This window comes from Candidatus Fokinia solitaria, from assembly GCF_003072485.1.
Classification (GTDB): domain Bacteria; phylum Pseudomonadota; class Alphaproteobacteria; order Rickettsiales; family Midichloriaceae; genus Fokinia; species Fokinia solitaria.
The window spans coordinates 213,272-226,727 of sequence record NZ_CP025989.1; the positions used below are offsets into that span (position 1 = coordinate 213,272).

Below are 13,456 nucleotides of genomic sequence, written 5' to 3' on the forward strand. Positions count from 1 at the left end.
GTGCAGTTTGGATGAAGTGCTATACGATAGCGTTTGTTATAGTACTGATTTTGCTATCGAGTGCAGTGCGTTGTGCGTATGCAGAGAATATTAATAAAGCACAAAGAAGCTGCGGAGATTTTAATGGAATATACTTTGGTAACTGTAATAGCGATATATTGCCTCTTCATCTTCGTCGATTGACAGGTGGTACGATAGAGGTTACTTCTCCTGATCCGTTTGATGCTTCGTATCAATTATTGATTTACGAATGCGTTTCGTATAAATCGCCAATATCTCCTACTAAATGCGGCTTCGATGCTCTAAGAAGTAGGAAGACGATTACATTCAGCCCGTCTCAAGTAAATGATATTAGATCATATTCCGGAGGTTCATTATGTAAAAGTGGTATTTATTACAAAAAAGCAGGAGGTTTGGTTGCTTGTTTGTACTCGTATCCTACAGATGGTTTTGATAGCTCTACATTAACATCAGATCAATCTGATGTGTACACTATATTACAGTCTTTCTCGCAAGTATGTGATGCTTCTACCCCGCTTGGATGTGTGTGTGGAATAGTAGAAGATCATTACCTTCAATTGCACAGTGTATTTCGCACAAAAAATGTAATTGGATGCGTACCAATGATCATTCTTCCTCCACCTCCGACTTTTAATCAGATTCTTACTCCTCCAGTAACAATTTTCATTCCAGGACAATCGCCAAATAGTACTTTTGATATGCCTACAGTACAAGTCCAGTCTTCTCCTGCAAATTCAAATTCTTCTGGCTCAACGATAACATTGCAATATTCTTTCAGCGCAAAAACTCAAACTTGTCAATCTCTACCATCTATAATGGGCTCATTTTGTCCATCTATTTCTAGTGATGGTAGCGAAATATGCGTTACTCAGAATTTCTCCAATGGTTGGCCTTCAAATTCGCTAGGTTGTATACCGCGTCCTAGTATCAGCCAAAGTTCGAACATAGTAATTATACCATACTATGATTATAGCAATACCACTGCGCAGTCAGTTGGAGTTGCGATACTACAATCTACAAATGGTCCGATTACGCCAATTTCTGGATTAGTACCAATAGGGTATGATAGTAATGGCGATGTATTATCTCTTGATTCGAATTATAATTTAGTTGCTACGCCAACCGATAGTACGCAATCTCAGCCTGCAAAATGTAGTCTTGGGACAAATCTTAATCCAAAATTTCCTCTTCCAGCATGTACATTATCCAGCGGCTATAAGGTATATGGCGCAACTCTTCTTGAAAGTGACAGTGCATCGTCTACAAATAATATAACGGAGTATGTTATTGCTTCTAAGCAGTATGATGCTGTTAAAACGACGACCGTGTATGAGAAGAAAGGTACTCCTACTATAAAACGATACTATAGTTATACTCAACCTATCGTAGCATTTGAGAATTATGCAAATGAGATAGCTACTAACATTTATAATCTGAACATTAAAGCGTTGATTTTAAGTAGTAATGCACAACAGCAGTATATATATCTTACTTCATCAGATGGCGAGTGTGGTAGAAATTGCGAAATATTTGATACTTTTGACGATAGCAAAGCATCTGCGAAGATCTCAGCATTTGAGTCTAAGGTACAAACGGCGTTAAGCGAAATAAAACCAAAAGTAGTGTTTTATGCACAAGAGATAAAACTTGATATAAAAAATAATCCTCAAATCATTACGAGTTCTGAAGTGGAAAAACTCACAAAACTCTTAGATTCTACAGATCGTGCGAAAGCTAAGGATAATTTTAATAAAGTGAAAAATATCTTAGAAAGTAAGATGTGTCCGCCTAGACATTGTTGGAATTGTTCATCTTGGAAAGTTGATAACACGGCATCTGATGCGATACCATTTTACATACCTGGTGGCTGGATGAGTAGAAGAGCGGAATATTGCTATTGTGGAGATGGAAAGAATGAATGTCCTATGGTTGATAACCAAGAGTTACTTGCTCTTGCACAAAGTAATCAGAGTGGAATCGAAAATTTAGAAAGTGAATACAAGCATGATAAGAGTAATGCGCAAAATAAAATGATGGAAAATATTTCATCGGATGCGCAGGCGATAGTATCAGAGGATAACTATTGTTCTTGCGCGTTGTGTATGAGAAATACTACTCAAGAGAAGGCAGATCTGCAAAGTCTTTATAATAAGTACGAGCAACATCTACCTTCGATAAGTGAAATACGTTCTTATTTCAATAAGAATCAAGGAAATTCTGAAGTGAGTGCGCAAATCTTCATTGATAGAGCTGCTTGTCCAGGTCTTTATAACGGTCCTAATGATCGACATACAAGCATTCCGGATAAAATGTGCATAATGAGTTCCGGTAATGGATGGGATTTTATATCAGGGAATAATTCGCAAAGTGATGCGGCAAATACTGTTGCATTATTACCTCCTCAGCCTGTATGTGTCAGTCTTCCGCAGCAATGTACGGTGCCAAGTACAGTTGCAAACGCTACAATACAAAAAGTTATGCCGTTTCCAGTAGAGTTTTATAATGCGGATGATCAGCAAGTGAGTGTTGCACAGTTAAAACAAACATCTACATCTTCTTCCAGTAGTGAATCCTCTACTAGTACGACAACACTCCCTTTAAGTGTCAATGTAAATACGATGGTTGGTGTTCAGTGTAGCGATGGATATAGTGCAGCGCCTGGTGCTGCTACTTACAGTTTGATTTTACCACCTTTACCTTGCAATAACGATACAGCAAGTGCGTCTACTAGTACCACTCAAACAGCGTCATCCACTACAGGCACCGCAACAGATGCTACAACAAGTAGTAATACGATAATAAATGCATCATCCATTACCATTCAAACAACAAGTCCTACATCTTCATCAGATATGACAAGTAGTATTACTGTTACAAATACGTCTTCTACTACGTCGACTCTCCCGATCCTTATGCAACAAACTTGTGCTGTGACGGCAGGCTATATAAATGATACCACTGTTGTTCTCACAGCAAATCAAGGCTGCACTTTTTTCCCTAGTAACAATGGGGAAGTAACAACGATATACTACTACACAGATTCAACAGGTCAATGTGATACTTGTAGCAGTACCACACCAACTATAAGAGTGGCGTTTTATAGTGATTTAGTTGTAACTAGTAGTTGCACTGATAGCGGTAGAACATATTATGTTGATATAGCGCCTATCTCTTCGATATATTATAACAATTACGTTTTAGGATTAGCGTTGCAGCCTCTACCACAGGTCAATATAGTAGACGGTACTGTAATCTTTGCTGGTGGTACTTCATCGCTCTTCTATTCTACATCTTATTCAAGTGTTGTAGATCAAATCCGAAACAATATGGATCAGTATGGCAATACGTATCAATACGTATTGCCTTGTGATTCGCAGGGGATACTGCCTGGTTACTTTATGCTGTCTTCTGATTCATATCTTCAGGTGGAAATATCTCAGAGTTTTCAGAATCAGATAACGCAGTATGCTACAAGTAATGCTGGTACTCCACCTTCAGGAGAGCTTACTTTTACGTTGTATGGTACAGTAGCAGATACAAATATTGCCAATCTCTCGTCATATATACCTGCTTGGGTAGCAGATCCTACTTGGCCTGCACTTACGGTAAGCAGCAGTGGTGATCAAATCAGTTCATCTCTTACTGTATCTTCTCCTATCAGTCAAGAAGCTATACCATCTTCTCCAATTCCTCTTATTATGCAGTCTACTTGTAACATGACTCAGAATCGCGAGACAATTTCTGTACAAAATTGCGGAGCGTTTCTCAGTAATTCAAATGATTCAAGTACTATTATCTTCGAATATGTCAATTTCTCGCAAATAGATGGCACCGTACCTGAACTGCGTATAGGGGATAATAATACTGGCACTAATAGTATGCTATCCTTAGTTAATGATACCTCTTTCTCAGTCTCTGCTCTAAACAATGTAAATGATAGTAACACTACGGTAGCATTTTTATCAGAGTCATTCACTTGGAATGGAAATTCTTACGCTATTGTAATGGTACCGAGTGCTAGATTTACATTAAAAGAAATAACTTCAACTTCAGCAATATTTGGTGGAGGAGTTTCTGTTGGTGTTATGAATGAAGATGGATATATATATGCTACGTATTCTCCACTCAATGCTTGTTTTAGTGATGATTCTGGATGTTTACCGTTCATAGCTCTTTGCGATGGTGTACCATGTGTGACGTTTTCTTCTGATACTTATTTAGCAATAGAAATGCCGTTAAGTCTTACAAGTAGTTTAGAGAATCAAGATTATACTGGTTCTGGCTCGGTTACCTTTAGTTTGTATGGCGCTATTAATAGTACTAATATTCCAAATCTTTCATCAATATTACTAGGTAAAGCGAGTAATCTTCCAACACCTACATCTACCACTACTCAAATAAGTACAGCAGCACAGACATCATCTACTGCTGCAGCTCCTCCGCTTATTATGGAATCTACATGTAATAATGATACAACTCCGTTTGATTATATTGATGGTTATTTTAACTTTGGTCAAAGTTGGACAGCGTTTTTCAGTGAGATTGGAGGTATTACCGGTGTAAATATTGATTACTTACCTCCAACATATACTGGTGATTCGATGCCAATGCTTACTCTACTTGCTAATGGTACGGTTTTTACTAATTGCAGTGGACAGGTAATTGGTTCGGGTGCTGCAGTCTTTTTGTCTAAGTCATTTTGTTTTGGAGGAAGTTGTGGATACTACATCATTATGGTACCTAATACTAATATTGTACAAACGAGTACTACATCAAATTCGGCAATATTTACAGGCACAGTTTCTATAGGTATAGTATCGTATAGTACTTTCTTAGATGGACGTACTATCAACACTTGCGCAACTGATAACACTTTATTCAATAGTTGCGATACGCTTGGATCTTCGTGCTCGCCATTAACGCCATGCTATAATGGTGGTCCGTATGTAACGTTATCTTCTGACGCGTACTTTCAAGTAGAGATGCCATTAGGTTTAGTTGAAAGCTTGAATACGTCTACGTCGTCTAGCACTATAAGTCCTTCAGGTACAACTATATTTAGTTTATATGGTACGATAAATACCAATATTCCGAATCTTGCCTCGATACTACTTGGTACTGTCAGTAATGCTTCATCAGTAATGTCCAGTACCACTACATCGACACCAGCGTCCAGTACTACTACATCAACGGCGAGTACTACTACATCAACGGCGAGTACTACTCAAGCATCAACATCCAATACCGGAAAATGCGATAGTAGTACTGCCGCAGAAAATGCAAAGCGTGAAGGAGCAGTGAAAGAGTTTCAAGAGCTTGTATCAAAAGCTAAATCAGAAGGGAGAAATGTCGTTATAAGTGATATAGAAAATACACAATATTTAAAGAATTTCAAAAATTATATAAAATGTACAGGCGCTGAAATGAAATGCATTGGAGGTATGTTTTATAGTCAAGATGTATGCGTAAAGACCAGCGATCTTCCTACTAATGATTTTTGCATTGCGCATACAGTACCGAGTAGTACAGATTAATGTAGTATGTCCTATTTGCGAGTGGTAGGCACTTTCCTAGGCTCGGAGGTAAATTCAGTTTTTATTTTATTAAATACTTGCTTCAGATTACTGAATCCTTCCACTTCAATAGATGTACGCAATTCTGATTTCGCAACATTTACGAGATTTTCTTTCGGTATGATTGCTTTCTTGAAGCCTAATTTAGACGCTTCATTTAGTCTGTTATCGATATAAGAGATTGGACGTAATTCACCAAGTAATCCTATTTCTCCTATGAAAACGGTGTCACGCGTGATTAATATACCGTAATATGCGGATAATAAAGCTACCGCAACGGCTAAATCTATGCCTGTTTCGTTAATTTTCAATCCTCCTACGACATTGAGATATACTTCTTTATCCATTAATTTGATACCTATTCTTGAATTTAGTATTGCTATTATCATACCGAGTCTAGGGCTATCCCAGCCGATAGATAATCTTCTCGGATTTGTGAAAAAAGACTGCGATGTAAGGGCTTGTATTTCTACGATAATACTGCGAGAGCCTTCATGGAAAGCTGCAATACATGAGCCCGCTACCCCTCCATCGTATTGTTGTGTAACAAATAATTCAGATGGATTTTTGACTTCCATTAAGCCATCGTTTGACATTGTGAATATCCCTATATCATTTGTAGCACCGTATCGATTTTTGATAGATCTGATGATTCTATGTTGCTTCATGTTTTCTCCTTCAAATGACAGTACTACATCTACCATATGTTCTAGTAGTTTAGGCCCTGCTATTTGCCCGTCTTTTGTAACATGTCCTACTATAATGACTACATTTGAAAGCTGTTTTGCGAGTTTTATTAGTTCGAAAGCGCATGCTTTTACTTGACTCATACTACCAGGCGTTGCACTGATCTCATCCAGGTATATCGTTTGTATAGAATCTACTATAAGAACGCAGCTTTTTTTATTACTGTTTACAGTGGCTATAATTTCTAGCAATGAAGTTGTAGTGAGTATTTTTATATCATCTCCTTCAATCTTTAGCCTTTGTGCGCGTATTTTTAGTTGATTAAGTGATTCTTCAGCGCTGATATATATACTCGGTATTCCCTTTAGCGCAAGTTTATTACAGAGTTGCAGCAAAAGTGTCGATTTTCCTATTCCTGGCTCGCCACTCAAGAGAATTGTGGATTGCGCAACTATTCCTCCTCCAAGTACTCTATTCAGTTCTTCAAATCCAGTATCATATCGTGATAGTAGTTCTGATGCTAAAGCAGTAAGTTCGTTCATTGCTATTACTCTTCCTAAAACATCTTTTTTAGAAAGATTTTGAGAAAGTCCACTTATGTTCAGATCCGTTAACTCTTCTAGTATTGTATTCCAAGAGCCGCAGCCATCGCATTTACCAACCCATTTAGCATACTGTGTACCGCATGTTTGGCATATGTAAGTGACTTTATTTTTCGACATTTTGCAGTGTTAATTTTCGGCCATTTTGCACCTGTTTGAAAAATATTTCCACTATACTATAGATGTTTTATCGCTTTATACTCTCTACTCAGCGGGAAATTTGTAAATTTCAAAATATTTTATCTCTGAAATTAAAAGTAAATTTAGGTCGATAATCTTTTCTGTGTATGACTGTAGTTATTGGAAGAAGAAGTATATCTATGAAAGTTTTAAGCATCATCTTTCCTTTAAATTCTATCTCATTTCTCTGTATATTAGCGTTTCCTTCTCCAATGATTGTGAACATATCACTTTCTATATTGCATCCGATCAAAGATATCTCATTCGCATTCAGTGCAGTAATATAGCACTTACTGTTCTGTATCCCAATTTGCTGCTGCATGGTGATAATCTTAACAATATTTATCATGCTAGGATATAAAGATAAAACGCGCAAAGCTGTATTTATCAATTTATTGTTATGGATATCGAGATTCGACACCTGTAGTACATTTTCATCTATGTATTGACTTTGTCCAATTGTTTTAAAATTTACATCAAGTATCACGTTACCTTTTTTAAATTGTTTAAGGCTAGGAACTTTTTTCACCAATGATGTAACATTTTGTAGACGGATTGATAATTTATCATTTGCATAAGCAATTTCGTAACGTCCGGTATTGCCAGTGCTGTTTGTGAGACATGTAAATTTTGTATCTTTGTCATTATTGCCGCGAATGTAGCGCAGCATAGTATTGTAAAGTTCGATCCTTTCGCCAAGTAATATATTCTCTATATCAAGTAATACTGACATGGTGCGATTGTCTTTTTTACTGCTACGTAAGTTTAAAAGATCTGTAATAGTCAATCCTGAGAGATTAAGAGTGTTCTGTTTGACATCAATAGATATATTATCCTTACTCTTCTTTATTATCGTTTTTTCTTCCTTTGAAGTAGCATATGCGGGAGTGATGACAAAGATTTTCTCATCATCTTTATCTTCGATAGCGATGGTGCCATCATACGAAATTGCAGAACTATTTACTAAGAATTTATAAATACCGTTTAAATTATGCGTTACAATGCTAACATTAGCGATATTTACTGGATTATTGCTTCTATATATCGAAGCGTATTGGCATTTTATACTAGCTGATTTAAGTGCTATTTGATCGTCTATGCTTAGCGCAATTAAAGTGTTGAGTTTATTTCGTGGTACAATTTTTACGTCTTCAAAATACACTGGACTATAAATCGACGAAAGAACGACAATTTCGTTCATGCCATTCGATTTTGTGAGTGGCATTTGCTTTACTGCTAGATCTTTTTTCTTAGCGAGTGCTTGTACTTTTTCTTTGTATTCGGAAAAGCCAATATTGTTGTTCTTTCTTATTTTTTTTGCGTTTATCTCATAGTTAAGGAAAGCTTGATGTACGTCTTTCGCATTACGAAATTCACCATACGCTTGAATGACATTTTCATGCCAAGAAAGTAGTACATTATCGAATTTAACGTTTAATCCTAATAACTGACGTATTTGGTGCGTATACGAGGTCTCTTTTAACGATACATTATTTGCGTGTCCGTTTATTTTAAAAACAGGATTGTTGTCTTTTTTAAAAAGATCAAATTTTAGATTCATTAGAAATGTTCCTCTCGTATTTTGCACATCAAAGTTATCGTCGATTATATCGATAATGCGTTCTACGGATTTTTGAGTGAAAAATGTCTTTATGACGTCTAAGTACGAAATTATTTTACCTTCGGTGTAATACGTAATATCAGCAAAGTTATTGTCGGTACCGAACGTGATATCAGCTTGTCCACTTGATATATATAGCGGATTGCTTTTTGGCAATTTATGTTTCTCCAGTATTTTAGAGAAATCTGCATATGCGTTTTTAGCGTCTAAATGCACATTTGTTTCTTTATTGGAAAATTCTCCGCTGACAGCTACATTTTTTCCAAAGATTACTGGAAATTGTAGTGATAGTGGAGCGAATTTGGAATTAAGCGTATTTGCTTTCCACGAGAAATGCTTTACTTCATCTTCTGCATATAAAAGTGTAAGTTCACTACCTTCTACTATGCTATCGAAAAATACATTTTCTTGTATAAATTTCTTTGTATTTTTCCCAAATTTCTGAGGCCAGTATGTGAAAAAGTCATTTCTTGAGATTGGAGAAGTATTTTTTATGGAGCAATTCAGTTGTGGTATTTTATGTTGATATTGTAAATTAAATTTAGCTGTTACTCCATTATCTGTAGAGATATTGCCATTATTGATATTGAGAGTCTTATTTTGTACGTCGAAATAACCGTGACCAGTAATGATGTCCAACGTTTGGCTATTATGAGAGAGGATATTTTTTATATATGCGTCGTGAAAATTAAATGATATTTCGAAAAGATGAAGAGCATTTTGATTGATGGAAATTTTGTACTCAGTTTCGAGAGGAGTGTGTTCTTTGGATAGCGCATATTTTGCGAGAGTGACGTTTATTGCGCTACTTACGTATTTACTGTTATTAAGTTGAGGTTCAATAAGCGCATTAAGTTTTGCTACATATTGCTGGGCATTATTAATAACTGTACCAACACTCTCTATATCGTATTTTTGATTACTTTTCTTTATGCTTAAAATGAATTTTTCGAGGAATACTTGCTTATTTGTCTCGTACTGTAAGGTGATATTTTGCAACTCTATCTTTTGAGGCATTAACTCGAGTGATTTAGAAAGTATTTTGAAATTACTGTACTTGGAATCAGTAGTTTGTATGTATTGACTCAGTATAGGGAGAGTTTCCTTATCAAGCTTGCAGTCTGACATTGATATGGAATCAATCTTAAAAAATGACCATGGTAAAAGTGAGAGCGATACTTTTGTATTTGGCAATGTGTATTGAAAATGTGAAGTCGCTTTATCTGCGATAAAAGCAGCGCATTGAACTTCAACAGAAAATGGTAGATTTTTAAATCTAAGATCTACGTTTTGCAGTATTAGTTCTTTATCATGAGGTAACTTTGTGTATTTTGTTACAATGCTTTGTATTAATAGTTTTTGATGCTGTGTAAGTCGAATGTGTAGTAATGTGAGAAGCGATGTGAAAAGTACCATTAATAGCAATGCTATTGCGATACTCTTTACTAGAATCCATATGTGATACGCAAAAGTTCTTCTCATAGAAAAAGTTACCTATTTTGAAGAAATGTTTTTCAATATCAGTATTGTAGATCTTGCATCATAAGCGCTATGGATGATACTGCTTTGAAATGTAAACTTTTCAGAAGCTTCATCGATTTCATTTGCTACATTTTCTCCTTTTAATAGAAAAATCTCTATGTTTGAAAGTTCGAAGCTTTCCATGCATATACTTATTAATTTCTTCACTCTTGAGAATGCTGATGCTGTGATTATGATACGATTGTCTTCATTTGTGCAAACCTGCATTGTATCTATCTCCTCTATTCTACTATTAATAATCTTAGCATCTAAATGCAACTTTGATACTATCAATGTCAAAAATGCACACTTTTTAATATTAGAATCTACCATTATCACTCTAGTGCCAAGAATACCTAATATAATACCAGGTAATCCGTTACCGCTTCCAATATCCAGTATTGTAGAACATTTAGGATGAGATTGTAATATAGTGAGATATAATTCTACCGAACGCATTACATATCTCAGAAGTTTATTGAGTGGTAATTTTGAAGAATATAGGTTAACGCAGCTATTTACTTGTCGCATTATGGTAAGATACTGCATCGCCTGCTCATAAGAGTTGATGCGTATGCTATTCATCAAATCTATATCTGCTGCTTTCATGCAGGTGTTATATTAAAAGATACCGATACTGATGAATGAAATTCTAACAGAAAGTACAATTGACAACTAGTAATTTTTACGCTGTAATCCTCGGTGATTTTATTAGTGTAGAGAATGCTGATCGTATGCAAGCAGTAGGCGCTTTTTTTGCTCATATTGGAAGATTACCTTCTTTCATCCTTTGCGCAATTGGAATGATGTTCACGAAGAGGATTTCGATTGTGATGTTGAGAAGCTGTATCTTGGAATTTGGCTTCTTCTCCTTACCTATCATCAGTTTGACTGCTGCATTTACAGGTGCTGTTTTGGCGCTACAAAGCTATGCTGGCTTATCATCGATGAATCCGGAAATGCTGCTTAGTACCATGATTGTTGTGTCGATTACTAGAGAATTAGGACCTGTGCTGAGTAGTTTGATGTTTACGGGGCGAGTAGGGGCTAAGATAGCAGCGGAGATCTCAAGCATGAAGAATAGCGAACAAATAGATGCAATATATACGTTAGGCGTAGATCCGATTCGATATCTTGCTATACCACGGATAGTGAGTGGAATGATTTGCATGCCGTTTCTTGTAGTAGTTGCTGATGCAATAGGAATAATAGGAGGAGGAGTCGTAAGTGTGCTGATTCTTGATTTCAATTATGAGACATACGTTAACAGCTCAATGAATGCACTGAAGTTTGTAGACTTCAGTTCTGGACTCATTAAAGCGGTATTTTTCGGACTGATAAGTACTTCTGTATCTTTTTATCAAGGGTTTAATTCTGATTACAGCGCTTCAGGTATAGGAAAAGCTACTACCGAAGCAGTAGTGTGGTCTTCGGTATTAATCATGTTTGCAAATTATATTTTAACAAACATAATGTTCAACGCTGCTGTATAATCGATAAAGAAAAATCATGTCTCCTTCTTATGTAAAAGAAGCAAGTCAGTCTAATAGTTGGGTATTTAAGGAGTCATTTGGTCTACTAAAACACATTGGCAATAGTATTCCTTCAAAAGGATTTGTGCTTTTTTCAACAGGATATGGTCCATCCGGTTTGCCGCATATAGGTACCTTTGGAGAGGTAGTGCGTACTGTGATGGTACAAGAGGCTTTTAAGAGGATTACGAATTTTCCTACGAAATTAATCTGTTTTTCAGATGATAAAGATGCGATGAGAAAAGTACCTGATTTCATCTCCAATATAGAAGAATATCAGAAGTATATAGGGTTGCCGCTAAGTAATGTGCCTGATCCATTTGGTAAAGAAGCGAGCTATGCAATGGCGATGAATAAAAAATTATGTAAATTTTTGGACGATTTTGGCTTTCAATACCATTTTATGAGTGCTACAGAATGCTATCGAAGTGGAATGCTAAATAGTGGAATAGTAACTCTACTTCAACGTCATCAAAAAGTGCTAGATCTAATGTTACCTACTCTTGGTGAGGAAAGAAAAAAAACGTATAGTCCATTTCTTCCAATATGCAAACGTACCGGCGTGGTGTTACAAGTAAAAATAGAGAAAATAGACGTAGAAAAAAATACTGTCAGTTATGTAGATCCATTAACTAACGAGATGGTAGAAGTATCAGTTTTAAATGGAGATTGTAAAGTGCAATGGAAGCTTGATTTAGCATTGAGATGGAAGGTATTGCAGGTGGATTTTGAGATGTATGGTAAAGATCATCTTGTCAATGGTGCGATATATTCTAAAGGATGTAAGATTATTGACGGCATTCCTCCGCGACAGATGTATTATGAACTATTTTTAGATGAAAATGGCGAAAAAATATCAAAAACGAAGGCAAATGGTATTACGGTAGAGCAGTGGTTAAAATACGGACCTACTGATTCTCTCGCTTATCTGATGTATGTATCTCCTACTTCTGCAAAAAGAATCTCTCTCGGATTAATTGTAAAGTACATAGATGAGTATATTAGAGATCTTGGAAAGTACTTTGAGCTTTTAAGAAAAATTGAAAAAGCTAATGATTCTGAAAAAAGTGAGTATGTGAAACTTCTCTTTATGAATCCCGTTTTTTACGTGGAGCTTTCAAAGCAAGACGATATACATTTTGGCAAGATAGATAGTTGCCTTGATTGCTTGAAGAGGTACGTGACGAGTGATATTGAAGCTTCCGTGATGTTAAGTTTCTTTGAAGCAAAGATCGATTACTCTATGATTCTCAATTTAATTGATGCATTTCGTTCTTCTTCATATGAGATGATTTGCGCTTATGTATTGAAGTACATAATGAAGCATAATCCATCCATCGCTACAAATGTGAATATGCCGCATATGATTGTGCTACTTATAAAAAAAGCACTCAACTTTTATGAAGATGTATATAAAGTAAATAAGCAATATAGGCAGCCTAGCAGTATTGAAAAAGATGCAATGCTTATATTATGTGGTAAGTTTGAGCAGATGATTGATACGGATTTCACTGAAAGTGACATTCAGAATGCGATATACGATTCTGCGAAGATGATGAGTATACTGCCACAGACTTTTTTCGTTGGACTATATGAGACCTTATTAGGTACTGATAGAGGGCCAAGATTAGGTTCTTTCTTTTATATATACGGATTGAGTAATGCAATAAATTTAATAAAGAAATGCTGCGCTTCAACAGAGCAATGATATCATTTGGA

Annotated in this window: 6 protein-coding genes; 3 read left to right on the forward strand and 3 right to left on the reverse strand. The window is 36.0% G+C overall.

Annotated features, from left to right (window positions below; genetic code table 11):
• Nucleotides 1-11 precede the first annotated feature (11 nt).
• Nucleotides 12-5,555 carry a hypothetical protein gene (locus Fsol_RS01035; RefSeq protein WP_108673055.1) on the forward strand — a complete coding sequence of 1,848 codons (5,544 nt, stop codon included), beginning with the start codon at nucleotides 12-14 and terminating at the stop codon, nucleotides 5,553-5,555.
• Nucleotides 5,556-5,566: 11 nt separating this feature from the next.
• Here the strand turns inward: Fsol_RS01035 and radA are convergent, their stop codons facing one another.
• The 3 genes from radA to Fsol_RS01050 all read right to left on the reverse strand — a co-directional run bounded on the left by radA (nucleotide 5,567) and on the right by Fsol_RS01050 (nucleotide 10,814).
• Complete coding sequence (gene radA, locus Fsol_RS01040) at nucleotides 5,567-7,003, reverse strand: DNA repair protein RadA (protein ID WP_108673056.1); 1,437 nt, start codon at nucleotides 7,001-7,003, stop codon at nucleotides 5,567-5,569.
• A 109-nt stretch (nucleotides 7,004-7,112) separates the two neighbouring features.
• Complete coding sequence (locus tag Fsol_RS01045) at nucleotides 7,113-10,166, reverse strand: hypothetical protein (RefSeq protein WP_108673057.1); 3,054 nt, start codon at nucleotides 10,164-10,166, stop codon at nucleotides 7,113-7,115.
• Between the two features lie 12 nt (nucleotides 10,167-10,178).
• Nucleotides 10,179-10,814 (reverse strand): 16S rRNA (guanine(527)-N(7))-methyltransferase RsmG, encoded by a 636-nt coding sequence (locus Fsol_RS01050; RefSeq protein ID WP_108673058.1) that lies wholly within the window; start codon nucleotides 10,812-10,814, stop codon nucleotides 10,179-10,181.
• 59 nt (nucleotides 10,815-10,873) lie between these two features.
• Between Fsol_RS01050 and Fsol_RS01055 the strand changes: the two genes are divergently transcribed.
• Together Fsol_RS01055 and lysS are read left to right on the forward strand one after the other, a co-directional pair.
• Nucleotides 10,874-11,698, forward strand: a complete 825-nt coding sequence (locus Fsol_RS01055; RefSeq protein ID WP_108673059.1) for an MlaE family ABC transporter permease — start codon at nucleotides 10,874-10,876, stop codon at nucleotides 11,696-11,698.
• Between the two features lie 16 nt (nucleotides 11,699-11,714).
• Entirely contained in the window at nucleotides 11,715-13,445 is a 1,731-nt protein-coding gene (gene lysS / locus Fsol_RS01060) for a lysine--tRNA ligase (RefSeq protein ID WP_108673060.1), read from the forward strand.
• Nucleotides 13,446-13,456: the final 11 nt, after the last annotated feature.